The 26,410-nt window shown below is 59.5% G+C and carries 19 protein-coding genes and 2 tRNA genes; 10 read left to right on the top strand and 11 right to left on the bottom strand.

Annotated features, from left to right (window positions below):
• The first annotated feature begins 412 nt into the window (after nucleotides 1–412).
• From recC to recD, 3 genes are read left to right on the top strand one after another with little or no spacing between them, the layout of a single operon-like run.
• On the top strand, nucleotides 413–3,796 hold the full coding sequence (gene recC, locus HKX41_01830; GenBank protein ID NNC22899.1) for an exodeoxyribonuclease V subunit gamma: 3,384 nt from the start codon (nucleotides 413–415) through the stop codon (nucleotides 3,794–3,796).
• Nucleotides 3,793–7,479, top strand: a complete 3,687-nt coding sequence (recB, locus tag HKX41_01825; GenBank protein NNC22898.1) for an exodeoxyribonuclease V subunit beta — start codon at nucleotides 3,793–3,795, stop codon at nucleotides 7,477–7,479. The genes recC and recB overlap by 4 nt, the downstream gene beginning before the upstream one ends.
• On the top strand, nucleotides 7,476–9,368 hold the full coding sequence (gene recD, locus HKX41_01820) for an exodeoxyribonuclease V subunit alpha (protein ID NNC22897.1): 1,893 nt from the start codon (nucleotides 7,476–7,478) through the stop codon (nucleotides 9,366–9,368). Before recB ends, recD begins: the two co-directional genes overlap by 4 nt.
• A 92-nt stretch (nucleotides 9,369–9,460) precedes the next feature.
• On the opposite strand, the gene HKX41_01815 is transcribed toward recD, so the two are convergent.
• The 3 genes from HKX41_01815 to HKX41_01805 form a co-directional block, all read right to left on the bottom strand.
• A complete protein-coding gene (locus HKX41_01815) occupies nucleotides 9,461–10,600 on the bottom strand; it encodes a DUF971 domain-containing protein (GenBank protein NNC22896.1) in 1,140 nt (379 codons plus the stop codon).
• Between the two features lie 303 nt (nucleotides 10,601–10,903).
• Nucleotides 10,904–11,761 carry a universal stress protein gene (locus HKX41_01810; protein NNC22895.1) on the bottom strand — a complete coding sequence of 286 codons (858 nt, stop codon included), beginning with the start codon at nucleotides 11,759–11,761 and terminating at the stop codon, nucleotides 10,904–10,906.
• A gap of 18 nt (nucleotides 11,762–11,779) precedes the next feature.
• Nucleotides 11,780–13,267 (bottom strand): SulP family inorganic anion transporter, encoded by a 1,488-nt coding sequence (locus tag HKX41_01805; protein ID NNC22894.1) that lies wholly within the window; start codon nucleotides 13,265–13,267, stop codon nucleotides 11,780–11,782.
• Between the two features lie 304 nt (nucleotides 13,268–13,571).
• Here HKX41_01805 and HKX41_01800 point away from each other — a divergent pair, with 304 nt between their 5' ends.
• Entirely contained in the window at nucleotides 13,572–13,916 is a 345-nt protein-coding gene (locus HKX41_01800; GenBank protein NNC22893.1) for a helix-turn-helix transcriptional regulator, read from the top strand.
• Nucleotides 13,917–14,110: 194 nt separating this feature from the next.
• Here the strand turns inward: HKX41_01800 and HKX41_01795 are convergent, their stop codons facing one another.
• Nucleotides 14,111–14,326: a hypothetical protein gene (locus tag HKX41_01795; GenBank protein NNC22892.1), complete on the bottom strand. Its 216-nt coding sequence runs from the start codon at nucleotides 14,324–14,326 to the stop codon at nucleotides 14,111–14,113.
• Between the two features lie 209 nt (nucleotides 14,327–14,535).
• Here HKX41_01795 and HKX41_01790 point away from each other — a divergent pair, with 209 nt between their 5' ends.
• From HKX41_01790 to HKX41_01775, 4 genes are all read left to right on the top strand, one after another.
• Nucleotides 14,536–14,874 (top strand): AzlC family ABC transporter permease, encoded by a 339-nt coding sequence (locus HKX41_01790; protein NNC22891.1) that lies wholly within the window; start codon nucleotides 14,536–14,538, stop codon nucleotides 14,872–14,874.
• 17 nt (nucleotides 14,875–14,891) lie between these two features.
• Nucleotides 14,892–15,188, top strand: a complete 297-nt coding sequence (locus tag HKX41_01785) for a hypothetical protein (protein NNC22890.1) — start codon at nucleotides 14,892–14,894, stop codon at nucleotides 15,186–15,188.
• Nucleotides 15,185–15,517: an AzlD domain-containing protein gene (locus HKX41_01780; protein ID NNC22889.1), complete on the top strand. Its 333-nt coding sequence runs from the start codon at nucleotides 15,185–15,187 to the stop codon at nucleotides 15,515–15,517. The genes HKX41_01785 and HKX41_01780 overlap by 4 nt, the downstream gene beginning before the upstream one ends.
• A 105-nt stretch (nucleotides 15,518–15,622) precedes the next feature.
• Nucleotides 15,623–15,904 carry a hypothetical protein gene (locus HKX41_01775; protein ID NNC22888.1) on the top strand — a complete coding sequence of 94 codons (282 nt, stop codon included), beginning with the start codon at nucleotides 15,623–15,625 and terminating at the stop codon, nucleotides 15,902–15,904.
• A 1,146-nt stretch (nucleotides 15,905–17,050) separates the two neighbouring features.
• On the opposite strand, the gene HKX41_01770 is transcribed toward HKX41_01775, so the two are convergent.
• The 6 genes from HKX41_01770 to HKX41_01745 all read right to left on the bottom strand — a co-directional run bounded on the left by HKX41_01770 (nucleotide 17,051) and on the right by HKX41_01745 (nucleotide 20,996).
• Nucleotides 17,051–17,125: transfer RNA gene (locus HKX41_01770), tRNA-Cys, on the bottom strand.
• A 64-nt stretch (nucleotides 17,126–17,189) separates the two neighbouring features.
• A tRNA-Gly gene (locus HKX41_01765) sits at nucleotides 17,190–17,264 on the bottom strand.
• A 51-nt stretch (nucleotides 17,265–17,315) separates the two neighbouring features.
• Nucleotides 17,316–17,864 carry a CDP-diacylglycerol--glycerol-3-phosphate 3-phosphatidyltransferase gene (gene pgsA, locus HKX41_01760; GenBank protein NNC22887.1) on the bottom strand — a complete coding sequence of 183 codons (549 nt, stop codon included), beginning with the start codon at nucleotides 17,862–17,864 and terminating at the stop codon, nucleotides 17,316–17,318.
• A gap of 46 nt (nucleotides 17,865–17,910) precedes the next feature.
• Nucleotides 17,911–19,743, bottom strand: coding sequence for an excinuclease ABC subunit UvrC (uvrC, locus tag HKX41_01755; GenBank protein NNC22886.1), 1,833 nt, complete (start codon nucleotides 19,741–19,743; stop codon nucleotides 17,911–17,913).
• Nucleotides 19,744–19,991: 248 nt separating this feature from the next.
• Nucleotides 19,992–20,474 (bottom strand): ribonuclease E activity regulator RraA, encoded by a 483-nt coding sequence (rraA, locus tag HKX41_01750; GenBank protein NNC22885.1) that lies wholly within the window; start codon nucleotides 20,472–20,474, stop codon nucleotides 19,992–19,994.
• Between the two features lie 12 nt (nucleotides 20,475–20,486).
• The gene (locus HKX41_01745) at nucleotides 20,487–20,996 is read right to left on the bottom strand and encodes a disulfide bond formation protein B (GenBank protein NNC22884.1); all 510 of its coding nucleotides are present in this window, start codon (nucleotides 20,994–20,996) and stop codon (nucleotides 20,487–20,489) included.
• Nucleotides 20,997–21,234: 238 nt separating this feature from the next.
• Between HKX41_01745 and HKX41_01740 the strand changes: the two genes are divergently transcribed.
• A complete protein-coding gene (locus HKX41_01740; protein NNC22883.1) occupies nucleotides 21,235–21,822 on the top strand; it encodes an isoprenylcysteine carboxylmethyltransferase family protein in 588 nt (195 codons plus the stop codon).
• 488 nt (nucleotides 21,823–22,310) lie between these two features.
• Complete coding sequence (gene pilB / locus HKX41_01735; protein ID NNC22882.1) at nucleotides 22,311–24,023, top strand: type IV-A pilus assembly ATPase PilB; 1,713 nt, start codon at nucleotides 22,311–22,313, stop codon at nucleotides 24,021–24,023.
• Between the two features lie 86 nt (nucleotides 24,024–24,109).
• On the opposite strand, the gene clpA is transcribed toward pilB, so the two are convergent.
• The gene (clpA, locus tag HKX41_01730; GenBank protein ID NNC22881.1) at nucleotides 24,110–26,383 is read right to left on the bottom strand and encodes an ATP-dependent Clp protease ATP-binding subunit ClpA; all 2,274 of its coding nucleotides are present in this window, start codon (nucleotides 26,381–26,383) and stop codon (nucleotides 24,110–24,112) included.
• Nucleotides 26,384–26,410 lie beyond the last annotated feature (27 nt).

Below are 26,410 nucleotides of genomic sequence, written 5' to 3'. Positions count from 1 at the left end.
TGATGGCAGCAATCATGCGGCTGCTGCCAGGCCTCGATATGCGCCAACCAACTATAAAACGGCCATCCCAAAAACGCGATCGTATCCCAAGCGTAGTCGCTGCGTCTCGGGCTGGGAAGCCAGCCGGCATACCATCGCATATAACTCCCGAACAAACACTGAGTCGTGGGCGCTATCGGCTACAGACCAGTAACAAACCCGTCGTTTTATCGAGGGCTTCTGCACGTCCTTTAAACTGCCCGTCTCGGACAGTCCATAACCCAGCTATCTGTGAAGTGAACTGACATGGAAACCGCGAGCAAAACCACGGTGGTGTTTGTCACCTTGACCAGGTCGATAGTACACACGGCACCCCCCATGCTTGGTCTCCGGCGCCATACGTTGCAAACGCGGTAATCTCGGGCCGCACTGCATGTTCTATCTTTACCACCACAACAACCTGGAACGGCTAGCGGAGCTATTCGCCGTAATCCGGAGCCAGCATAAAGCTTCACCGCTGGCGGTGGACACGGTGCTCGCGCCCAACGCCGGCATCGGGCACTGGCTACGTATTCAGATCGCCGAGAGCGAAGGCGTTGCCGCAAATATTACGGGCCGGCTACCCGGTGAGTTCATCTGGGGGCTGCTACACGCGGTGATGGACGGCGCCGACATGGGCGGCCACTTTGAGTCGGATCGCCTGCCCTGGCACCTCTACGCTGCTCTGCCCGAAATCGCATCCGAGGTCCCTGCGGTCGCCGATTACCTGGGCACGCCGATCGACGAGGTGCGGCGTTATCAACTCGCCCGCCAGCTCGCCAACGTATTCGACCAATACCTCGTATACCGAGCCGATATGCTCGCACGCTGGGAAAACGGCGAGACGCCAACCGATAACCCCGGCCGCTGGCAGGCCGAAGTCTGGCGCTGGCTTACCCAACCGGAACGGCTTGGTCGCGTACATCGTGCGCGCATGCTTGCCGATTTCGTCTCCCAGCTCGGCAATGATCGGACACTCCAGGAACGCGTTATTCGCTACTGCCCGACGCGGCTGTATTGCTTTGGCCTCATTGCTTTACCGCCCGACCATTTACGGCTGCTCTACGCGTTGGCCGAACACGTCGATGTGTATTTCCTGTTGCCCAATCCCAGTGCGGCCTACTGGGGAGACATCACTACGAGTCGCCCGGCACTGGAGCTGCCGGCCGACGACGATGGCGCCAGCCTGCCGGGCGAAGCCGAGGTCGCGACCGATCATCCTCTGCTGGGCGCGCTGGGGCGTATGGCGCGCGACACGCTGCGTCTACTGTATGCCGACGAATTTACCGGCATGATCGAGCCCGAGCTCGGCACGCTCATGGCCTACGACGTGCCCGGGCGAGACACGCTGCTGCACCGCATCCAGTCGGATATCGTCGAGCTCGACTGCAGCAACCCGCCACAGGGCATGCACGCGGCCGACACCTCGTTCGAGATCCACGCCTGTCACAGCCGGCTCCGGGAGATTCAAGTACTACACGATCAGCTGCTCGACCGGCTGGCCACGGACGACAAGTGCGTCGCTGCCGGCAAAACCGGGCAACACGAACGGCTGGCTCCACGCGACATCATCGTCATGTTGCCGGACGTTGGCGCCTATGCACCCGCCATCGAGGCGGTTTTCGGCGGCGCCCCCGCCGACCGCTATCTACCTTACGGCCTAGCCGACCAGCCACGCTCGGCTAACCATCCGATCGTAACCACGATATCGGCGTTACTCGATTTGCCGCTATCGCGCTGGAGCGCGAGCGAATTGTTGAATCTGCTCGCGGTTCCCGCGGTCATGCGCCGCTTCGAATTGTCGGCCAGCGAATTGGACACGATTACCAACTGGGTCAACGAAGCCGGCATCCGCTGGGGCCGTGACGCCGACCACCGCGCCGAACTCGGCGCCGGCAAATTCGGACAAAATACCTGGCAATCCGGGGTGGACCGCCTGCTGCTCGGCGTTGCGCAGTCGGATGCTGAAACATTGATCGACGGCGTCGCACCATGGCCCGATCTGGAAGGGGCGGCCACCGCCGCGCTTGGCAAACTCTGGCGATTCCAAACCACGCTGGCACAAACCGCTGAGCAGCTGGTAGAACCCGCCACGCCGGGCGAATGGCAGACACGGTTGAACGCATTACTCGACGCGTTGATCGCGCCGGCCCACGACGCACCAGACGAGCAGCGCGCCATCGATGGGCTGCGCTCGGTGTTTGCCGAGCTAGAAACCGCCGAGGACTGCACGCGCGACATTTCGCTAACCGATGACCGACGCCTATCCTGGGCTGCCGTGCGCGACATGCTGAGCACCCGACTGTCCAGCCCAAGCGAACGCCAACCATTTATCGCCGGCGGCATCACATTCTGCGGCATGATCCCGCTGCGCGCGGTCCCGTTTCGCGTGGTTTGCCTGCTGGGACTCAACGACGGCACCTTCCCGCGCCAGGAAACCGGCCGCGGATTCAATGTCATTTTCGACCAACCACGCCTTGGCGACCGCAACATACGCGACGACGACCGTCTCCTGTTCCTGCAGGCTCTAACCGCCGCACGCGATGCGTTCTACATCAGCTACCTCGGCCAAAACGTACACACGGGCGAGACCCTCCCGCCCTCGCCGATTGTCGGTGAAACGCTATCGTTCGTACATCGCCATTATTTCAGCGACTGGTCCACCGACGAATTCCACCGCCGGCTCATCCACGAACAGCCGATGCAGCCATTTTCGATACGCTATTTCTCGCCGCACGAAACCGACCCACGCGTGTTTACCTTCGGTGGCGACTGGCGCGACGCGACCCAGGCCGCGCTCGGCGCGCGCGAACCGTGCAAGCCGCTGCTCGACGGCTGCGCAGCCCCACTGCCCGAGACAATCGAAGCGATCGATCTAGCCAGCCTCAAACGTTTTTTCGATCATCCGCCGCGCGCCTTCTTCCGCGAGCGTCTTAAATTGGACCTCGACATCGAGGAACAACAAATCACCGACACCGAGCCAATCGCACTCGATGCCCTTGGCGCATCAGGCCTGCGCCAACGCTTGTTTGAGAGCGCCCATAAAGCCGACCTGGAAGCGGTCGATACCGTGCCGAGCGCGTTGGAACGTGCCCGCGGCACACTGCCGCCCCCGCCGTTGGACCAGGCCAATTACGCCGCCGAAGCCAAGGCAGTCAACGCGCTGTTGCCAACCTGGCACGCCTGGCACACCGACGGCACGCCAGCGACCGTCGACATCGATTTAACAATTGACGGCGTGCGTGTAACCGGCCGCGTCGACCGCGTTTGGCCCAGCGCCCTGCGACGCCTCCGCCCAGGTCGACTACGGACCCGATTCCAGCTTCGCTACTGGATCGAGTATCTGGCCACGGTCGCCGCTGGCTACGACGTTACGCTCGAAATCGCCGGATTCGTAAACAAAAAGAACACTACCGAGTCAGCACACTACGTCGGCCATGTGGATCGCGACACCGCACGCACCGAACTAGCCGGTTTGATCCGTTTGTATATCGACGGCCAACAACAGCCGCTGGCTTATCATCCGGATCTGGACGACGAATACATCGCACATCAGAACAAGGCGTTCGCCAACTTCAGTCATCGCTTTCAAAAAAACGTCGATCATCCCCATCACCTGACTCGTGATCCTTACTTCGCGCGCCTGCTCGGCGACGACTCATCACCACTCGGCGACAGCGAAAACGACAGTGCGTTTATCGCCGCGATCGAGGCTGTGAGCGCGTCACTCAAGCAAACGCTGAAGCCGTTCGATCCAAACAGCGAAACGTCGGTATGAGTGTCCGCCAGTCGTTCGATGCCGCTACGCTGCCGCTACACGGGCTGCGCCTGATCGAGGCCAGTGCCGGCACCGGCAAGACTTTTAGCCTCGCTGGTCTCTATCTACGGCTGATTATCGAGCAAGGCGCCAGCGTGCGCGACATCCTGGTGATGACATTCACCCGCGCGGCCACACAAGAACTGCGCGAGCGCATTCGCGCGCGGCTGACTGATGCCGCGCACATCGCACACAACCCCGAGAACGCGGACCCCGCTAATCCGGAACACGCGTTTACACAGCAGATTTTATTGGGTCACGACGAACCCCGCGCCAGGCTAGCCCACCGACTAGCCGACGCGGCCGCACGCGTGGACGAGGCCACTATCGCGACCATCCACGGCTTCGCCCAGCGCGCCGCCGCAGAAAATGCCTTCGAGTCCGCGCTCGCCTTTGATCGTGGCGAGCCAGTCGACGACACCAGCGTCTACCACGAGGCCACAACCGATTATTGGCGCGAACACGTTTTCGACGCCAACGCCGCGGCCGACGACATCCTCACGCTCTGGCCAACCCCCGACGCGCTCTATAGCACGCTGGCGCCGTTGCTAAAGCGGCCACATGCCGCGCTGGCCGGTATCGACCACACACGGCTCGATCAACTGATGAGCCAGTTAACCAATACGTGGGCAGGCACTGCCGACATACTGCGTGAAGCGCTTGTCGAAGCTTTCAAAGCGGACGCACTGCTTAAAGCAGAACGCGTTTATACCGCACTGGCCGCGGCCGACGACCCAGCCCACCTGTTCGACGAGCTGGACACACGGATTAATGCCGCGCTCGAAGCGGGTACGGCGCCCGTCCTGCCCGATTGGCTCGTCGCACTCGACAATCCGGCATCGCAATTCAAAAACAAAACCGCGCATCAAGCCCGCGCCGAGCCGCTGATCAGGCTCGAGGCGCTGCCAATTCTGGCCAAGCTGCAACCACTCGCCAAGCTGGTCGCCATCGAGCGCGCGGCCGCCGCGGTGCGCGAGCGTGCGGCACAGCGCAAGATGGCGCGCCAACAGTATAGCTACGATGACCTCATTACCGCCCTGCACGAAGCGCTCACCCACGAGCGCACGGGCGACCGACTAGCCGATGCGCTACATGCTCGCTGGCCCTATGCGCTGGTCGATGAATTTCAGGATACCGACCCGCTTCAATACGCCAGCCTTCGGCGCATCTATCTGGAGCGCCCGCGCGACTACGGCGCACTGCTTTTAATCGGCGACCCGAAACAAGCCATCTACGGTTTTCGCGGCGGCGACATCTACGCTTATCTCGCGGCTGCGAAAGCCGCCGGCGAAGCGTGCTATACGCTGACTACTAACTTCCGCTCGACGCAAGGCATCCTCGACGTTGTAGACGCGCTCTACAAGCTGCCGGGCGAGACTCCATTCGTAGTGCCCGAAATCGATTGCCCACCCGTCGAAGCCGGCCGGACTGCGGGCGACTGTCAACTCATGGACGCACAAGGTAGCCCACAGCCCGCGCTGACAATCTGGCAGTTGCAGGGCGGCGAAGTCGTACAAAAAAATAAAAAAATAAAAAATCCCAATAAACCCGACGACAACGCACGTCTCATAGACGAGACGGTCGCCGCCATCGCAGGCCTGCTCGATGGCCAATCCCGCTACTGGCAACACGCCGATGGCAGTGTCCAGGCCGTCGCCCCGCGCGACATCGTCGTGCTGGTTAACAAGAACGCCGAGGCCACGATCCTACAGGGTGCGCTCGCCGCAAAAGGCATCATGGCGGTCTGCCAACACCGCGACTCGGTGTTCCAAACCGAAGAAGCCAACGATCTCAGACTCGTCCTGCGCGCCATGGCCCAACCGGACGACAACACCTCGGTGCGCGCGGCTCAGCCGACCGCGCTTATCGGTAAACGCCTGACCGATCTGGTGGCACTGGCCGACGATGACCAAGCTATGCAGCACGCCATCAAACATTTTCACGCCTTGCACGAAGCGTGGACGAAGCGTGGCGTGCTCTCGGCGCTGGAGAATCTTTTCGCCGCCGCGGCGCCCAGCCTGCTGGCACTGCCCGACGGCGAGCGACGTATGAGCAACTTCCTGCAGCTCGGCGAGCTCCTCGCGGACGCCGAGTCCGAATGCTTCGGCAAAGCCAGCCTCAATCGTTGGCTCGACGACCGCATAGTCGCCGCCAAGGATGGCACGAACAACAATCCTGAAGATGACAGCCAACTACGTCTGGAATCCGACGCCGACCTCGTTCGCATCAGCACAGTGCACGCCGCCAAGGGGCTCGAATATCCGATCGTTTTCCTGCCGTTTGGCCTGTGGCTCGGCACCAGCAACCAAGCCGGCAAGCCGCCGCTGATCTTTCATCCGCCGGACAACGCCACTCAAACCGGCAACACCGGCCAAGCGGTGGTGGACCTGATCGGCCGCCATCAGGCGCATATCGAACAAGACAAACGCGAGCAACGCTCCGAAGCACTGCGACTCCTCTATGTCGCGCTCACGCGTGCCGAGCAAGCGCTGTTCGTCGGCTGGCGCGAGCCCGACGACACCGGCCCGAGTGGCGCGCTAGCCGACTTGTTCTATCGCGACACCAGCGGCACTGGCGACGCACTCAACCGCTTGAAAAACAGAGTCCCAGACCACGTCGCGCTTGAACCCATCGATACGACGACGGCGCCGCCGCACATCAAGCGCTTGGCACCGGCGGGTGCGCCCGAACTTGCGGCGGCCCGGCAGGACCTACCCGCCGCACGGCCCCGGTGGTCGACCTACAGCTTTTCGCGGCTCGCGCATGCGAGCGCCGAAAAGAACACCGTCGAGCAACCCGAACCGGGGGCAGCGGACGAATTCACCGCCTCCCCGGACACAGTCAACACCGACCTTGAACCCGATGGTGAATTGCCAGCACTCGACTCGCGCTTGTCCGGGATCGGCTTTGGCGCCGCCGTACACGACATACTCGAAACCTGTCTCAGCAGCGGGAACCACATCAGCTGGCCCGCGCCTGGCGAACCGCTGACCAACAAACACCACGACATCGTCGCCCGCCGACTACGGCAATACGGCCTGATCGACGATTCGGACATCGACCCGCGCGTGGACGATACCGCCCACCTCATTGCCCGCACGCTACACACTCCGCTACCGACTATCGGCCCGCTGGTCACGCTCGACCCACAACACTGTCTCGTGGAAATGGAATTCATGCTAAGGCTCGGCGGCAGTCGTTTCGAGCAACTCATCGAAACACTGCGCGCCGCCGGTTACCTGCCCGCCACGCTCGGCGGCAATCCGGCGGCTACGCTCCACGGGCTCATGCAAGGTTTCATCGACCTGGTCGTGGAAGTCGATGGCCGCTATATCATTATCGACTACAAAACCAATAACCTCGGCGAAACGCTGGCTGCCTACCGAAACCACGCACTCACGCACGCCATCGGCCACGCCCACTACGACCTGCAGTACTTGATCTATACCGTAGCGCTGCATCGCCATCTGAAACGCTGCCTCGGCGCGTCCTACCACCCGGCTACGCACCTAGGCGGCGTGCAATATCTATTCGTCCGGGCCATGGACGGCAACACGACGACCGGTATCTTCAGCGACCAACCGGCTATCGAGCTGATCGAGACACTGGACGCGCTTTTCGACAACGCGACAGCCCCCGCATGAATCAGACAACCGCGACCACGCCGGCCACATCCACGGGCGTTGCCTCGGGCGCATCGGCGGCACACGCTGCGGCGGCGACGAACACGGGCTTATCCGATCTCGATCAAGCACTCGCGCATTGGGCGTGTCGCCACGGCGCAGACCCGCTCGTCGCCCACGCTTTTGCACTGACAAGTTCGGCAGTCGCCGCAGGCCATACCTGCCTCGCACTGAACCATATGACGAGCGCGATGATGAGCAAACCGAAACAGCAGAAGCTGTCAGCGGCGCTCAATACCAGTGATCTCGTTACTGTGCTCGATGGCGACGCATCGCGGGATAACGCCCCGACGCGCCCACTCATCCTGGAAAACGACCGACTCTATCTGCAGCGCTACCACGCTTACGAGACCCGGCTCGCGGCATGCCTGCGCGCGTTGATGGCAACCGAACCGAAGCCGGTGAATATCGAAACACTCAAGCCGGGCAATGGCCTGTTCACGGCGGATGCCAACAACCCGGCAGCCACCAACTGGCAGGCCGTTGCCGTTTGCGCCGCGCTGCGCCACCGATTCACGGTTATTTCCGGTGGTCCGGGCACCGGCAAGACCTACGCGATCGTGCGACTTCTACGCGTGTTGATCGAAGCCGCACTCGAAACGCATGAGACGCCGCCACTCATCGCACTCGCGGCGCCCACGGGCAAGGCCGCCACACGCATGACTGAATCCGTTCGATCGGGCCTGGCCGACATGGGCGCCGATGCCGACTTCGACCAAGCCACCGTCGAAAAACATATCCCTCAGACTGCCCGCACCCTACATCGACTCCTCGGCTTGACGGGTACGACCACCCGGCCCCGCTTCAACGCCGACAACCCACTGCCCTATGATGTCGTCATCGTCGATGAAGCCTCGATGATCGACTTGCCGATGATGGCCAAACTGGCCGACGCCATCCACCACAATGCCCGCCTTGTCCTGCTTGGCGACCGCTATCAACTCGCCTCGGTCGAATCCGGCGCCGTGCTGGCCGACATCTGTTCGCACACGGGCATCAACCGATTCACGAGCGAGCAACAAGCTGCCGCCGGCGACCTGCTTGCCGAGCGCACCGAACCGGCCGACCATGCGCTGGCCGACCACGTCGTCACACTCCAGACCAGCCGACGCTTCAACGCCGATAGTGCCATCGGCCGTCTCGCCGCCGCCGTGAACGCTGGCAACGTCGAAACCGCCACAGCACTGCTAAACGCCAACCACGACGACCTTATCTACCATGATCGTACCGATGCAGCGACCATCGGCCGGCTTATGGACCACCTCGCCGATCACCACGCTAATCTCTGCGAATTCACGGATCCCTCGCTCGCCCTGGCCGAGCTCGGCAAACAATGCGTGCTAACCGCCGTCCGCCAGGGGCCGGCAGGCAGTGAAACCATTAATGCCGGTATAACCGAGCGCCTCATCCGCCGCTTTGAGATCAATCCGGCAACGCTCTGGTACCACGGGCGCCCAATCATGATTCAACAAAATGATGACCGAACCGGCCTCGACAACGGCGATATCGGTATCGCGCTCTATAACGCCGAGGACCAACTCCGAGTCTGGTTTGAAAAAGACGACACACTCCGAGCCTTTTTGCCGAGCGCCCTCCCCGCGCACGGCAGCGTATACGCAATGACGATCCACAAGAGCCAAGGCTCCGAGTTCGATGCGGTAACGCTCGTGCTACCGTCTTATGACGTGCCGGTTCTGACACGTGAGTTGTTTTATACCGGGTTAACGCGGGCTCGGAACCAGCTCGTGGTTTACTCCGACCCCGACGCATTACAAACAACGATCAACCGGCGGGTTAGTCGTGTTTCCGGCCTCGCGGCGCGCCTATTAACAACCGCGGCAGATGGCTAAAGCAGGCGCCGGCGCAACCACACGATAACTAAACAGGCGGCAGAATGGCCGCCACCAGAAATACTGGCTGCGGCCATCTTCGCCCGGTGCGTTCACCGTGCCAACACGCGCAACTTCGACTCGACCATGTCGTAATCGAGATAGCAGCCCTGCAGGTGACGCTTACCGGTATTCGGATTGAACTCGCCGCGACCGTGCAGCACGCGCCGGTTGTCGAAGGCGATCATCTGGCCGGGCGCCAACTCGAAGTCGGCGCGATAACGCGGCGCGCGCAGGCGGGCCCAGAAATCGCAGTAGGCCGCATACCAGTCTTCGATCTGGTCGGGGGCGACATCGACGGCGTCGCGAATCCAGTTGTTGAAGCGGATCTCGCGTAGCTCACCGCGGTCGTCGGTGCGGATGATCGGCTCGCGCACGACGATGTCGTGGTCGTCGTCCTGGAAGCGCAAATCGATGGGGATTTCGGCGAGCATGGCGAAATGCTTGGGCGACTCATGGCGCATTGCCTCGGCTACAGCAAAACCGTCGGCAAACGTCGAGGCCCCACCTTCGGCCTCGCTTTCCAGGCAATACAGAAGCTGAATGTCCGGCGGATTACGCCAGTTCGGCAGGTCGCTATGCAGCTCCAGTTCGATCGCCGTATAGGCGGCATTGTTCGGGTTGGGTTTGGATTGCACATCGAAGCGTGCGCCAAAGTTGGTCGCCCGCAGCGGCCCGATGGACTCGGCGATACGGGTGACTTCATCGGACTCGGTCGGGCCTTGGTCAAGCAATACCAGGCCATCGCGGATCAAAGCCTCGAGCCACTGCCGTTGACCGGCATCCGTACTCGTGAAGTCGCGGTGCGTCACTTGTGCCGGCATGAAGCCTTCACGCCAGGCTCGCGCTGCGGGCACCGTCGGTTGGAATTGGTGCTGGCCGGGCCGACGCTGATGCAGCCAAACGCCGTCGAAGCGGCTTTCATGACCGTCGGGCCAAACCAGCAGCAGCGCGCCGTGGTCGAGCGAAACATCCGGCACACCGACTTCAATGTCGATGATCTTGCACAGACGCTCGCGCGAGCTCGCATGCCGGCAAGCATCGCAGGGGCAATGATCGCGCAGCCAGATTGGCGGCAGCGCGGTGTGTGCGCCGTCATCCCAGGCCAGCGCGACGCGCGGCGACTCATCCACCTGGATCAGCTCGGACGAAATCAGCGACGGACCGTCGCTGTAGTCGGCCAGTTCTTTCATCTCAACGCGTTCTCGATCGATCACGGGCGCCATGAAGTTCTCTTTTGATTAGAGGTTGCGGAATGTCGGCGCAGAGAATGGGGGCGAGCCGCGACCCCGACAAACGATAAATTCAACGGCGTAGCCTTAGCATGGCTAAGGCATGTCATACGTCATGACATATGTCGACTAATCAATTGTCGACAACGCCATGTACCGGCAGGCATTCGGGGATTTCACGAAATACACGAGCGCGGCACCCGACTCTGAAAAAACCAAACGGGCGAGCCAACCCTATCGGCTCGTCGCCCGGTCTACCGATTGTTACCGCACAATCAGCAACGGCACATCGGCGCGCCGGATCATGTCGGTGGTCGTGCTGCCCAGCAGCAATTCACGGATGCGCGTGTGGCCGTACGCCCCCATGACCATCAGGTCGAGATCGTGCTGGCGTTGGTAGTCGTGCAGCGCGGGCTCTACATCCCCATCGATGATGGCGGTGGTCAGCTGTGCGCCGGCCGTCCGCAATTTCTCGGCCGCTTCATCGAACTGATGGCGTCTCTGGTCGTTGGGCTGGCCAACGTAGACGAGATGCACCTCGACTTCGGTCAGCAACGGCGTCGCGACCGCACGCTCGATTACGTGCTGGCCGGTCTGGCTGCCATCGAAGGCGATGAGCACACGCTTGGGAGCAGTGAAACTATTATTGGTGACGAGAATCGGGCAGGATACGCCACGAATCACCCGCTCGAGATTAGAGCCTAGGTGATAGTCGTCCGCGGCCGATTCACCGCGCTTGCCCAGCGCCAGTAACCTAGGTTCATCGCCCATGTGATATAGGGCGTCCACTAGCTCACCGTTACGCTGACACGTTGCAGGCTCGGGACGACCAGCGTCGATCGCACGACGGCTTGCCGAGTCGAGAAAATCGCGACCCCGGTCGCGCATCAGGCGAGCGCGCTGGCCGTCCAGGTCGGCCAGCTCGGTGAGCAGATGTTCACGCGTGCCCAGCCCGATCTGGCCGGAATAGTCCGTTGAGGCCGCATGTTTACGGCGGCTGATGACGTTGACAAAGGTCAGAGGCGCATCGAGTTTCGTGGCGGCCCAGACGGCAGCATCGCAAGCCGCCGCCGCATAGGCCGACCCATCGATGCACGCCACGACCGATCGTTTATCGGCCATATAATTCTCCTTCCTTTATCAATGCTGTTCGAGCAGCTTTTCGGCGTCGGGCTTATCGTGCACGGCGACTTTGTCGACCAGCGTTTTGCTGGCTTCGTTCATGCCGACGATATCAACGGTCGTGCCTTCGCGCCGCAACCGCAGCACCGCCCGATCCAGCGCTTCCACGGCCGAGATATCCCAGAAGTGAGCACGATGCACGTCGATGGTTACGGCTGGCAAGGCCTCGTTGTAATCGAAACGATGTCGGAATGCGTTGGCCGAGGCGAAAAACACCTGGCCGGTGACTTCGTATACCCGGCGTTCGCCGTCGTCGGTCAGGTAGCTGGGGATATACAGCAGCTGGCCGACCTTGTTGGCAAAGAACAGCGCCGACAGGAGCACACCCACGAACACGCCGATCGCCAGATTGTGGGTGACCACCACCACCGCCACCACGGTGATCATGACGAGATTGGTGCTCATCGGATGTTTCGGTAGATCGCGGATCGACTCCCATGAAAAGGTGCCAATCGAGACCATGATCATCACCGCGGCGAGTGCGGCCATCGGAATCTGACCGACCCAGTCGGACAGAAATACAACCATGAACAGCAGCACAATACCGGCCGTAAGCGAGGAAAGGCGGGTACGGCCGCCGGACTTCACGTTGATCACGGTCTGGCCGATCATGCCGCAGCCAGCCATGCCGCCGATGAAGCCGGTACAGATATTGGAAATGCCCTGGCCGCGGCATTCCTGATTCTTGTTGCTGCCGGTGTCAGTCAGGTCATCGACGATAGTCGCCGTCATCATCGATTCCATCAGGCCCACGACGGTGAGTGTGAGCGCGTACGGCGCGATGATGGTAAATGTCTCCCAATTCAGTGGCACGTCCGGCCAGATCAGACTCGGCAAACTGCCGGGCAACTCGCCCATATCGCCGACGGTATGGATATCGAAATGGCCGGACATGTAGATACCGGTCATCAAGAGGATGGCGAGCAGCGGCGACGGAAAAATGCGCCCCACCACCGGCACATAAGGGAATAGATAAATGATGGCCAGCGAACCGGCCGCCATCGCGTAGACGACCCAGGAAACGTGAGTCAGCTCGGGAATCTGGGCCCAGAAAATGAGAATGGCCAAGGCGTTCACGAACCCGGTGACCACCGAGCGTGAGACGAAGCGCATGTAGTTCGCCAGACGCAACGAGCCGGCGATGAACTGGAAGATGCCCGTCAGAACCGTGGTGGCAAACAGATAATCCACGCCATGTTTGGCGACCAAGGTCACCATAATCAGCGCCATCGAACCGGTAGCGGCCGAAATCATCGCTGAACGACCGCCAACGAAAGCATTGACTGCGCAGATACAGAAAGACGCGTATAACCCCACCTTGGGGTCGACACCGGCGATGATGGAAAACGCCAGCGCTTCCGGGATCAGCGCCAGTGCGACGACCACGCCAGACAACATGTCGGCGCGCACGTTGGAGAACCAATGTTCTCGGATGGTTTGGAGCATAACGTCCTCGTAGCCGCGTTGACGCGGCCGCTGGCGGGCACGCTTTCCTCTGAAGGAAGCGCGCCCGCATCACGGCCGCCGCCATCGCAGCGATGTGCATCGGGCAAATAGGGGAATCCAGCTCGAGCCAAACGCTCAGAGCCAGCACGACGTTAGTCTAACAAATTCTCCGCCCCGTCATCTGCAAGGCTCTCGCGCGCTCGAAATCACGCTCACGCTGACTCGGCACCGCGGATGGCGGCATGTGGGCTCGGCTCGTAACGGCGCGAACGCCCGATCAATCTCGCGACCCAACTGCGATTCCGTGGTACTGGCCAACCCGGTAATGGCAAGGCCGAAACCGATACCTACTTTGAGCATCGGAGTTGTTGTTGCTCATGCGGTGAGCGCCACGATGATCCAGGGCTTACACAATCAGATCGCGAAGAACATCAAAACCTTTCGAACCGAACGTGAAATTACGCTTACCGGGTTGTCGGCGCTCACCGGTATCGGCAAGTCGACGCTGTCGAATCTCGAGCGCGGCCAAGGCAACCCAACGATCGAAACGATATGGCGATTGGCCCAAGTGCTGGATGTCGGTTACGGCGATCTCGCAGGCAAAGCACCACCGCAATCTTCGATCGCCAAGGGATCTCGGTGGAGCTGATCGATTACGAAGCATCCGAACGCAAGATCGAAACGTTCCGAATGACGTTCGAAAGCGGCTCGCTTCGTGAGGGCGACGCTCCATGCCGGAGACACCAAAACTTTCAAAGGCGGTGACGATCACATTTATCAGGCTGGCGAATCCGGCGCTCAGGCGATCATCTCCGTCATTTATCCCGATCTGCGCTGCATCACCTAGCAGGCCACCGGCTCTTGGATATGATCCGCAACCGGCCACACGTCGGCGGCGCGCTCTGTGTAAGCGACAAAATGATCACGCCGTTCAGCAATCAAGCGGAACGCCGCGACCACCGACTCGCCCACCAGCTGCGGTATATCCATGACACGTTGGTCAACGCGGGTCTGGCTCACATCACCCGGGACGAGGCAGAGCTGGTTCAACTTTGCCACCGAAACGATCCAAGCATGCTCTATAACGCGTTGGCCAGTTAAGGCGAGATCGCCCCCGACCAAGCGCGACGGCTACTAGACCAGATCCATCGACTCGATCTGTCGGCACGGCCCTCGATCCCCGAACTCACTTCCTATCGATTTCACGCGCTCGAGCTCGAAGCTGTATGAATGTCTAGCATGCCATTGGGCAGAGACTGCGTTCGGCGGTGCCGATCTTCTTGGGTTATATGCCGGTCGCGATCACCTTCGGTGCGGCCACTACAAGCTTCGGCTACCCGCTTTACGTGCCCATTCTGTTTTCGGCGATGATTTTCGCGGGCGGCAGCCAATTCATTCTGCTCGCGGCGATACAAAATGGGACGCCATGGCTCTATGTCGTAGCGCTGTGTGCGCTGATCGACTCGCGGCATATCATTTATGGCTCGTTGGTACGCCGCATTTTTCCCGATCGACTGGCGGCACGTCTGCCATTGGCAATGTCGCTGACCGATGAGGTCTTCGCTACCACCCTGACACAGCGTGAAGCGGAACCGACACGGGCCTAACTGCTTGGCTGACCAACGTGGCGGTGGCCGCTTATCTTTGTTGGGTCGCGAGCACCGCTATCGGCGGTGCCATAGGCGCAGCTATTCAGGACGCTGCTCCAGCCATCACGCAGGCGTTGCATTTTGCGTTGCCCGCCCTATTTCTCGCGCTATCTCTCGAGAATTTAAACCGGGACACTGCATGGCCGCTTCTGGCCGGCGCGGCTTCGGCCCTTGGCGCGATCTTTGTCAGCAATATCGTGGGCGCCTTGTTTGCTGCCATTGCGGCGAGCGTCGCGGTGTCTCGCTGGTGTCATCAACGGCCTGCCCCATGAATTACGCCACGCTGTTCATCGCGATCGCCGCCATAGCTATAGTGACGGGATTCTGTCGCGTCATTCCCTTTTTATTGCCCCGTAAAAGCCGCTTACTGACACTGCTGTCGAGCGATCAACCCAGCATCAAAATAGTCGCCCTTGCACTGCAGGTTGGGCTGACCATCGCGACCCTCGTGCAACCAATGTTGCAGAGCCCATCCTGGCCCACGCTAGCGCCCTACAGCATCGGCGGACTAGTTACGGTGGATGTTTTCTATTGGTCCCGAAGTGTTGGCCTAACAATCATCGTGGGTGTCTTAACCTTTGGCCTGGCTGACTATGCGTGATATATACCAAATATACTACGGCGCCATATCTACACGTTGTCATATATTCAGGCGTCAGGCTTGATCTGTTACATCACCGCAAAAACGAGATTCTGAGGAAGATCCATGAACGAACAGACCGCTATAACAACGACCGATAACACTGCTGGCAAGGCCGCTTGGGTTTGCCTTGCAATTGCCTGGATTGCTTTTATTGTTCCTATTCCAGGTACAGGTTTTTTTATAGGTTGGCCACTGAACTTGGTTGCGTTCATTCTGGCCATCGTTGCGATGTCAAAATGCGGCGCCGGTGCGGGCCTGTGGCAACTACTTGCATCGCTGATTGCGTCGCCAATAATATACCTCATTGGTCTTGCAGTGTTCGCGGGCACTTTTGGAGGGGGCTAAACCCCTCACATGGCTAACACGCGTTGCCTAACACGGCGCTCACGCCGACTGGCCTCCGCTTAGCTCCGGCCAGCGTTAGCGCTGCGTTAGGCACTATAAATGGACATACTTTATTTCCTGAATGATAGAACTGCTTGCATACGGCAGTGCTACGAACGTAGCCTCCATTTCTCGAAGAGCGGATTGAAGCCAACGAGAGCCTAGATGTACTGGGGCATGCTTGTATTTCCATGTTTTCCGCCTCTCTACAGCGTTTTCTCCAAACCTGGAGCGACATGCTTCATCTTGAGTGCGGTGACGAATATAAGAAACTCTTCAAGAAAGGTGGCTGATTTAACGGGTTCAAGGTGTGCTTTTAAGACGTTGTCGGAATGAGTTGGGAACAATGCTGACGTCGCGTTTAACTCGGCGTGTTTTGAGCGCCTCGGGAAGTTCCAGCGCCGGATCCCACTGTGTTCGACTTGTGGCGACGGCAAAGCCCATCACTTGACCGACCAGCTGCTTAACACGATGTGCTGTTTCGATTGCTCCCCGTCCTTCTAGGCGACGTAGAATCGGGAGTACTTCGGAAGGCACTAACTCGTGCATTTTAGCCTCCCCAATCCAGGGAAAACGCATCGCACTCAAGCCGACGCGTAAGCTGATGCCCGTTATTCTCGCTCCATTCACGCCGCTACGCGCATCGATCCATTCGCACGCAACGGCTTCGAATGTATCCGCAGCCGTCTGTGCACGTTTCTAGGCCTTCTTGGCACTCGGAGCTATCCGCTGCGATAGCCTTGCGCGCCCCACGTCGTTCTCTGGCGTCCCTTAGCGATACTTCGGAGATACGCCCTAGCGATAGCAGCTTCTCTTTACCGCTAATACGGTATTTGAAGCCATCAGAACTTGCCGCCTTTCGACGCCACTCGTTGGTACTTGCCCTCGCCATTGCTCAGCTTGCACGACTTTTTGCGTGGTTTAGCGCTCTTGATCTGGGACGCCGTCAGCTTTATTTGGGAGGCCGTGCTGCGCTGGGGCACCTACCCATGCACCCCAACACCTTGATTTTAAAAGGGACGAGCGTGGCTGAACAAAGGTTCCAGGCATAAAAAAGCCCGTCTAAACGGGCTCTTAACGTTTCTTTGGAACACGCTGGAAGATTAGTGGAGGCCAGGCCCGGATTCGAACCGAGGTCGGGCGGCTTTGCAGGCCGCTGCATAACCACTCTGCCACCTGGCCTTTGAGGCGCTCATCGAGGCTACAAATAACAAACCCCGACGCGAGGTCGGGGTCTGCGGTAATCTGGAGCGGGAAACGAGATTCGAACTCGCGACCCCAACCTTGGCAAGGTTGTGCTCTACCGCTGAGCTATTCCCGCGAATTGCCGAATAGGCTACCGTAATACGGCTGTGTGTCAACCCACAAGCGATTAACCCGACGTCAGATGCGGCCACGCTTGGCGGAGATAGTTGACCATCGATATCAGCGTTAACACTGCTGAAATCGCTAACAATATTGTACCAGCCACATACCATCCGCCGCCATCCTGCAGATTGAACAGCATGATGAAGATGGCGATCATCTGGACGACGGTCTTGTATTTGCCGATCGGGCCCACGGATACAATGCCGCGATTGCCGAGCTCGGCCATCCACTCGCGCAATGCCGATATAGTCAGCTCGCGGCCGACGATAATCGTCGCAGGCAAGGCGACATAGTAATGCGGGTCACGATAGACCAACATCACCAGCACAGCGCAAACCACGAGTTTGTCGGCTACCGGATCCAGGAACGCGCCAAATGCCGAGGCCTGATTCCAGCGCCGCGCCAGATGGCCATCGAGCCAGTCGGTAACAAGCGCAATACCGAAAAGCGCGGCCGCTGCTTCGCTGTAGCCATTCGCTGGGACGAAGATCAAACAGACCACGAATGGGATCAACGCCAGTCGAAACAGCGTCAACCATGTCGGCAAATTCAAACCAGCCTACCTTGCCCGCAGCACGGGACTTCTCTTCTCTTCGTTATCACAAGCTCTGATTCGCTGGATGAAAATGATCGTAAATACGTTGCGCCATGTTGCCACTAATACCTTCAACACGCTGGAGTTCATTGACGCCGGCGCGGGCGACCTGACGCGGACCGCCGAAGCGCTGGAGCAATTTCTTCCGCCGTTTCGGGCCGAGGCCTTCGATATCGTCGAGTGTCGACGACTGGCGCGCCTTGCCACGCTGCCCGCGATGGCCGGCGACTGCAAATCGGTGGGCTTCGTCGCGCACCTGTTGAATCAGATGTAGAGCGGCCGAATCCGGCGCCAACATAATAGGCTCATTAGCGTTCGGCCGCATCAGTTGTTCCTCGCCCGGTTTACGGCTCGGCCCTTTGGCAACCGCGACCACGGCCGGTTCATGAATACCGAGCTCATCGAGCACTTCCATGGTTACACTGAGTTGGCCACGACCGCCGTCGATCAATAACAGATTCGGCATTCTCGCCTCCCCCGTATTGACGCGCTCGAACCGACGTCTAAGCGCTTGGCGCATAGCCGCGTAATCATCCCCGGGTTCGATGTCGGTGATGTTGAAACGCCGATACGCTGACTTGTCGGCCGCGCCATTTTCAAAAACCACGCAGGAGGCCACGGTCTTCTCGCCCTGGGTGTGGCTTATATCGAAACAAGCAATGTGTAACGGCGGCGCATCTAGCGACAATGCCTCGGCAAGCGCGTTTAGGCGTTTTTCGACCCCGGCGCGGCTCGCCAGTTGCGCCGACAACGACTGGTCTGCCGTGTGTTTTGTATTGTCCAACCAGCGCCGGCGTTCACCGCGCACGCGATTCTTGAGTGCTACCTTACGCTCGGCGCGCTGGCCAAGGCTTTCGCTCAACAGTTCGGTATCGTCCGGCAACGGATCGACCATTATTTCCGGGGGCGGTCGACGTTCGAGGTAGTACTGCCCCAGGAACGCGCTGACGATGGAAACCGCGTTGGCTTCGGCGGGCACGTGCGGAAAAAAACTGCGGTGCCCCAGGTTATTACCACCGCGAACAGTGGTGACGATAACGGCCGCGGTGCCGCCATCCAGCTTGGCGGCCACAATGTCGAAATCGCCCCGGCCACCCACGCTCTGGCTTTGCGCCTGCAGGCGGCGCACTGACGCGATGCGCTCACGCAGCTCGGCTGCGCTCTCGAAGTCCAACCGCGCCGACGCGGCTTCCATGTCGTTGATTAAGCGTTCAATCAACTGCTCGTTGCGCCCATTCAGCAATGCGGCAGCGTTGTCGACGTCACGGGCATACTCGGCTTCGCTAATGTAACCCACGCAAGGAGCCGAGCAACGTTTGATCTGATACTGCAGGCACGGCCGAGTGCGGTTCTCGAAATAGCTATCGCGACAGGTTCGAAGCTTGAACAACCGTGTCAGCGTGTCCTGTGTCTGGCGGACCGAACCCGAGCTCGGGAACGGACCAAAATAATTACCCTCACGTTTTTGCGCACCGCGGTGGTAAACCACTCGCGGAAACTGGTTATCGCCAGTGATCAACAGGTAGGGATAGCTCTTGTCGTCGGTCAGATAGACGTTGTAGCGCGGGCGGTGACGCTTGATCAGCGTCGACTCCAGCAATAACGCCTCATCCTCGGTATGCGTGATCGTGACCTGAACATCGGCGACATGGTCAAGCATGGCCTCGGTCCGGGCATGGCCCGACGCCCGTAGGAAATAGCTCGACACCCGTTTTTTCAGGTTCTTCGCCTTGCCGACGTAGAGCAAGTTGCCACTGGCATCGAACATGCGATACACACCCGGCTTTGTGGTCAACTGCTTGACGTAGGCAACGGGATCGAACGCAGTTTCGCTCATAGGGTGACTATGGCGTTTTTACACGCACCGGCAAGTCCGTTGTAGTCAAAAAATTCGCCGCGCGCTGTGATACGGCCTCGATTATGGGCACCGTTAGCCGGCGTGCATTGAATGTGTCGCGACGTCGGCAGCGATACACCGCGGCTAATTCATCACGAACGGCTATTGCAGCAATGCCAGTCATCCGGCGTGCAGCGACAAGTGCGTCGCACGGCAATCGCCGAGCCGCTGACGCCCGCGACATAAAACTATTCGAATTCGACCTGTGTCGCTGAAACCACCACGCCGTCCAGATCGGCATAAAGCCACTCGCCCGGCTCGAAGACTACGCCACCAAAGCTAACCGGAACATCACGCTCACCGTCGGTTCGCGCATCGGGGGCACGTGGATGGACGTTCAGCGCCTTGATCGGCATCTCCAGTTGTGACAACGCCTCAGAATCGCGAACACAGCCGTTCACAACGATGCCCGCCCAGCCATTGCTTAGCGCTTTTTCGACAACTTCGGTGCCAATTGCCGCGCAGCGTTCAGAACCACCTGCATCGATGACCAGAATCTGTCCATCACCGGGCTCTTCGACCACAGTCGGTGCCAGTGCACCGTGTTCAAAAGTGCGCAGAACCACCATAGGTCCGGCGCATTCCAACGCGCCCCCGAAATCGGTAAAAAGCGGGTCGACGACGTGTGCGTCGCGCCCGAGCTGGTCACAGATCGTTGCAGTAATAGCCATGGTTTAAAAAATCTATGTGGAATCGGACGGGGTGCGCCCGAGGGTTTGACGAAAGGCGGCCGCGATCGAGCCAACCATCAAACCAATGAAGTATATAGCACTCCACACGGGCAAGCTTAACCCGAGGAAACTGCCCTTGACGTCGGCGCAGCTTGCATCGCCGCGCAGCACTGTCGCCACCACTTCGCGCAACGGCATCATCTGAACCAGAGTCCCGAGCTCGGGCGCACATGTCGGCACAGCGCCTGGCGGCAATTGCAAGATATAGACATGTCGCAGCGCAATCGTCGCACCAAGCGCCGCAACAAGCACGCCCATCGCCGCGTAGATGCGCGCCGCGACCTGCCCCGGCCCGTGAACCATTGCAACGAGGCAGACAACTCCGAACAACGCCACCGCAATGCGCTGGAAAATACACAGCGGGCACGGCACCAAGTCAGCGCCGTACTGCAACCCGTACACCACCCCGAGGGCTAGGAAAGCGCTCGCGGCGCCGAGCATGGCCAGTCTGCGATTCGTCATCTGCGGTTACGTTCCGGATAGCATTTGGACCGTAGCGGCTCGTACTAGCAGATGCAACGCCGCCGACACATCGGGCATTAATCCAGGCATACCACTCACCACAATTCGACGATTCAACACACAACGGCCAACCATAGGACGGCCACAGCCTGGCATCGTTCCATGTGGGGGCGCTGCCACTGACGCCCAAATTCATCTACACTGCCCTCATGCGCGCTCGACCAACTACACCTACTCAATGACCGCGAAAGACGACCAACATGGCCGTAAACGCCCTCGGTTTCACACCGTTATCAGAAAAATACTCGTTTACGTGGCTGCACTTGCCCTAGTCATTGCGGCACAGCCGGCACCGATTCCATTCACTATTGGATGTATCGTCATTGCTGCGGGTCTATTGCTTCGCATCTGGGCCTTTGGTCACTTGGCCAAAAATCGCGAACTGGTAACCAGCGGCCCATACGCGCATACACGCAATCCAGGTTACGTCGGTTCGGCTCTGGTTGGCAGCGGCCTGTTTCTCGCGGGCGGTAACGCCACTACAGCCACCGGCATCGGGATATGGATTGCAGGTCTGTTAGCGGTGGCCTGGTTTACGCTGTGCTATCTACCGCGAAAATACCGTGTCGAATACACACGACTCGAAGCGGATTTCGGCAACGACGCACGTGAACACGCCGCTAATGTCCCGGATTTCTGGCCACGGCTTCGGCCCTGGCCCAATCGGCGGCGAAATCGTTTTTCCTGGGCACGTATCTCGGACAACACCGAATGGGCGTGGGCACCACTGTGCTGCTTGGCGCTAGGCCTGATGTGGCTGGGTTAGCAAAGACTTTCTCCGGCCATTGCTTGGCATCGTGACATGCGGATCGCGCCGGCCGATGCCCGTCGACAACCAATCCCGCCCCCTGATCCGCTGGCCGGCAGTTGCCGTTTAGCCCGCCAGACTTAGCGCTGCGAGCATTCGCCGATATGGCGATTCGCTAACCAGTGCGCACCCATTAGATAGCATGGCAAACACGTTTGGTCACCGCGCGGTCAAAGCGTTCTCACCCCCGCGTCCGCACGACGCATCTTACATATCCACAGGTTTATACACGTCATATCCCCATCATCTGTGGACCATCCATACATGTTGGAACCCCAAGCTCTTGAGTGACGCGCAACACGGTCGCCATCTAAACGCAATCATCGACGCCGCACGGTAAGACAAGGCAAACGGCCCCAGCCTGATGCCGGTCACAGAGCGAATCCAGCTCCAAAAACCGTTTGTGCTAGATTCCATATAGACAGAAAAACTAGAAAACGGCGCTTTTGGGCGACGAACACAAGCAACCACCCCTCGGCGGGCTCAGCCGACGTCTGGTTAACGCCGGCGTGCTGGAGGCCGAATACGCCAGCGATGCACAGCGTCGTGCCAGTCGTTCGGGCATCTCGCTTGTCTCCTTCCTGGCGAGCGAAAAAGCCGTTGATCCGCTAACGCTCGCTGAGGCCGTCAGCGAAGAGTTCGCGACACCGCTTGTCGACCTAAGCACGTTCAATATTACTGACCACGCACCGCTGGACGAGGTTTCGGATTCCCTGATACGGAAATTGGGCGCATTCCCGCTTTATCGCCGAGGCAAGGTGCTGTACATCGCTGTTTGTGATCCGATGAATCAGTCGGTGCTCGACGAATTCAAGTTCAATACCGGTTGCAAAGTGATGCCGGTCGTCGTCGAATACAACAAACTCGCGCAGCTACTGGAAAGCGAGTCGACTGCCATCGACAACGCTGTCGACGGACTGTCCAAACTGGCGCCGGGCGGCACGACCAACAACAACGAAGCCCTCGACAGCAGCGACGACACCGAAGGCGACGGACCGGTCGTTGAGTTCGTCCACAAAGTCATGCGCGACGCGATACGGCGCGGTGCATCGGATATCCATTTCGAGCCTTATGAAAAAAACTACCGGGTCCGTATCCGCAAGGACGGTGTGCTGGAAGCGCTCGGTAAGAATCCACCAGCCGAGATCGGTAACCGCCTTGGTGCTCGTCTTAAGGTCATGGCGCGACTCGATCTTGCTGAGCGGCGCATACCGCAGGACGGCCGACTCAAATTTAAGTTGTCGCAAGACAACGACATCGACTTCCGTGTGTCTACCTGCCCGACGCTGCACGGCGAAAAAGTGGTTCTGCGCATCCTCGATCCAGCGTCGGCCCGCATGGGTATCGACCAACTGGGCTACGAACACGACCAGCGCGCGCTATTCGAATCCACCATTCACAAACCCTACGGCATGGTGTTGGTTACCGGCCCGACCGGCAGCGGCAAAACCGTGTCGCTATACACCGCACTCAATATCCTCAACACCGACAACCGCAACATTTCGACCGCCGAGGATCCGGCCGAAATCAACCTGCCCGGCATCAACCAGGTCAATGTGCACCCCGGCATCGGGCTCACTTTCCCCACTTGTCTGCGCGCGTTCCTGCGTCAGGATCCCGACGTCATCATGGTCGGCGAGATTCGCGATTTAGAAACCGCAGAAATAGCCATCAAGGCGGCTCAAACCGGCCATATGGTGCTGTCGACGCTACACACCAACAACGCACCGCAGACACTCAGCCGCCTTATCAACATGGGTGTGGCGGGCTATAACATCGCTTCGACAGTCTCGCTGATCATCGCTCAACGCCTTGCGCGCAAGCTCTGCGAACGCTGCAAACAGCCGGCAACAATCCCGCATAATGCGTTATTGGAAGAAGGTTTTGCTGCATGCGAGCTCGACTCGCTTGAAATATTCGAAGCCAACCATGCAGGCTGCGACCGCTGCTCACAGGGATACTCGGGCCGCACGGGCATTTACGAGACATTGCCGATCAGCGAGGCTATGGGCACGCTCATCATGGAAGGCGGCACCGGCTATGACCTGGAGAAAAAAGCCCGCGCCGAAGGTGTAATGAATCTACACCAGGCGGGGCTGAACAAGGTTCGACAAGGCATTGTCGACCTGGCCGAGGTCAAGCGAGTAACCATCGACTAAAACGACACTTCGAGCCAAACTCAATCGCCCGACGCCCATTATTCGGCCAGCCGGGGTCGCGTCGGCGACCCCGGGGCTCTTTTGGATCAGGCCTGTTCGACGGGTTCGGATTCCGAGACGTCCAGCGACAGGCTGTCGTTTTCGCCTACGCTGACGACCACGCGTCCACCGTTGGCCAAGCGGCCGAACAACAGCTCCTCGGCTAGCGGTTTCTTGATGTTGTCCTGAATCAAGCGATTCATCGGCCGCGCCCCCATGCTGGCGTCGTAGCCGTTCCTAGCCAGCCATTCGCGCGCGTCCGACTGAATCACGAGTTCCACGCCCCGCTTGTCCAACTGGGCTTCGAGCTGAACCACGAACTTGTCTACCACACGCTCGATCACCTCGCCCGACAGAGCCGAGAATTGGATAATCGAATCCAGTCGGTTACGAAACTCCGGCGCAAAACCTCGACGAATCGCTTCGAGACTGTCGGATGAATTATCCGTGTTCGCGAAACCGATACTGCGTCGATCCATGGCCTCGGCACCCATGTTGGTGGTCATCACCAAAATGACGTTGCGGAAATCCGCTTCGCGGCCGTTGTTGTCGGTCAACGTGCCATGGTCCATGACCTGCAGCAGCAGGTTGAATATATCGGGGTGGGCTTTTTCGATCTCGTCAAGCAACACAACCGAATAGGGCTGCTTGTTGATGGCCTCGGTTAACAAGCCGCCTTGATCGTATCCGACATAGCCCGGCGGCGCGCCGATCAGTCGCGACACGGCGTGACGCTCCATATATTCCGACATGTCAAAGCGCACCAGCTCAACGCCAAGATGCGATGCCAACTGGCGCGTCACCTCGGTCTTGCCGACGCCGGTTGGTCCGGCGAACAAGAACGAGCCCGTCGGTCGATCCTGACTATCCAGTCCGGAGCGCGACATCTTGATCGCACTCGCAAGCGACGACACAGCTTCGTCCTGGCCAAAGATCACCAGTTTCATGTCACGCTCGAGTGTGCGCAGCATGTCGCGATCGTCGCGCGTAACCGTCTTCGTCGGTATGCGCGCGATCCGCGAGACCATATCTTCGACATCGCGCACCTGAACCGTTTTACGGCGCTTGCCCGATGGCCGCAACCGCAACCGTGCACCGGTTTCGTCGATCACGTCGATCGCCTTGTCCGGTAGATGTCGATCGTTGATGTGCCGCGCTGATAATTCAGCCGCAGATTCGAGCGCCGGCCCTGTGAACCGCACCTGATGATGCGATTCAAAGCGGTCCTTGAGGCCTTTCAAGATCTGCACGGTGTCCGCCACACTCGGCTCGGGCAGGTCGATTTTCTGAAAACGACGCGCCAACGCGCGGTCTTTTTCGAAGACGCTTCGAAACTCCTGATACGTCGTGGCGCCGATACAGCGCAACTCGCCCGAGGCCAGTTTCGGCTTCAATAGATTCGACGCATCCATGACGCCGCCGGAAGCGGCGCCCGCACCGATGACGGTGTGTATTTCGTCGATGAACAACATCGAGCCCGGTATATCGTCCAGTTCGGACAAAACGGCCTTAAGACGTTTTTCGAAATCACCGCGATACTTGGTACCGGCAACCAACGCGCCGAGGTCCAGTGCATAGACAACACTATCGGCCAGCACGTCCGGCACCTCTTCGGCCACGATCATGCCCGCCAATCCTTCGGCCACGGCGGTTTTGCCGACGCCCGCTTCGCCCACCAACAGCGGATTGTTCTTGCGTCGCCGACACAGTGTCTGGATGACCCGCTCCATTTCCTGCTCGCGACCAATCAGCGGCTCAACCTCACCGTTGGCGGCCTTTGTATTGAGATTCGTGCAGTACTGATCAAGCGCGGACTGACTATCGTCGCCGCCCGACTCGCCTTGTTGTTTCTGGCCGGCGGATTGTTCGGCGCCAGCACCTTCACCCGCAGCTTTGTCGACACCATGCGACACGAAGTTGACAACATCGAGCCGGGTTACACCCTGCTCACCAAGCAGATATACCGCGTGCGATTCCTGCTCGGAAAAGATCGCGATCAGGACGTTGACCGCGGTCACTTCCTTTTTGCCGGACGACTGCACGTGATAGACCGCCCGTTGCAGGACGCGCTGAAAACCCAGCGTCGGCTGGACTTCGTGGTCCTGATCCGTGGGCACGATCGTGACGTGCGTGTCGATATAGCTTTTGAGTTCGCGTTCGAGCTGGCCGACATCGGCGCTAACCGATTTCAGCACCTCGATGACTTCAGCGTTATCCAACAATGACAGCAACAGATGCTCGACAGTGAGCATCTCGTGATGTTGGCGTCGAGCGACCATGAACGCGGCGTCGAGTGCAGTTTGTAATTCCTGACTTAGCATTGGATATTCGGCCGACCTCGTTGTGAC

Origin of the sequence: Salifodinibacter halophilus, assembly GCA_012999515.1 — a bacterium.
In the GTDB taxonomy this organism is placed as follows: Bacteria; Pseudomonadota; Gammaproteobacteria; order Nevskiales; family Salinisphaeraceae; genus Salifodinibacter; species Salifodinibacter halophilus.
The sequence above is the reverse complement of the archived record's forward strand: the minus strand, read 5'-3'. Positions and strand labels throughout refer to the sequence as shown.

Excerpts from the sequence above, each read along its gene's own strand:
- recC (NNC22899.1), top strand. The coding sequence starts at position 413 with ATGTTCTATCTTTACCACCACAACAACCTGGAACGGCTAGCGGAGCTA.
- recB (NNC22898.1), top strand. The coding sequence starts at position 3,793 with ATGAGTGTCCGCCAGTCGTTCGATGCCGCTACGCTGCCGCTACACGGG.
- recD (NNC22897.1), top strand. The coding sequence starts at position 7,476 with ATGAATCAGACAACCGCGACCACGCCGGCCACATCCACGGGCGTTGCC.
- HKX41_01815 (NNC22896.1), bottom strand. The coding sequence starts at position 10,600 with ATGAAAGAACTGGCCGACTACAGCGACGGTCCGTCGCTGATTTCGTCC.
- HKX41_01810 (NNC22895.1), bottom strand. The coding sequence starts at position 11,761 with ATGGCCGATAAACGATCGGTCGTGGCGTGCATCGATGGGTCGGCCTAT.
- HKX41_01805 (NNC22894.1), bottom strand. The coding sequence starts at position 13,267 with ATGCTCCAAACCATCCGAGAACATTGGTTCTCCAACGTGCGCGCCGAC.
- HKX41_01780 (NNC22889.1), top strand. The coding sequence starts at position 15,185 with ATGAATTACGCCACGCTGTTCATCGCGATCGCCGCCATAGCTATAGTG.
- HKX41_01775 (NNC22888.1), top strand. The coding sequence starts at position 15,623 with ATGAACGAACAGACCGCTATAACAACGACCGATAACACTGCTGGCAAG.
- uvrC (NNC22886.1), bottom strand. The coding sequence starts at position 19,743 with ATGAGCGAAACTGCGTTCGATCCCGTTGCCTACGTCAAGCAGTTGACC.
- rraA (NNC22885.1), bottom strand. The coding sequence starts at position 20,474 with ATGGCTATTACTGCAACGATCTGTGACCAGCTCGGGCGCGACGCACAC.
- HKX41_01745 (NNC22884.1), bottom strand. The coding sequence starts at position 20,996 with ATGACGAATCGCAGACTGGCCATGCTCGGCGCCGCGAGCGCTTTCCTA.
- HKX41_01740 (NNC22883.1), top strand. The coding sequence starts at position 21,235 with ATGACCGCGAAAGACGACCAACATGGCCGTAAACGCCCTCGGTTTCAC.
- clpA (NNC22881.1), bottom strand. The coding sequence starts at position 26,383 with ATGCTAAGTCAGGAATTACAAACTGCACTCGACGCCGCGTTCATGGTC.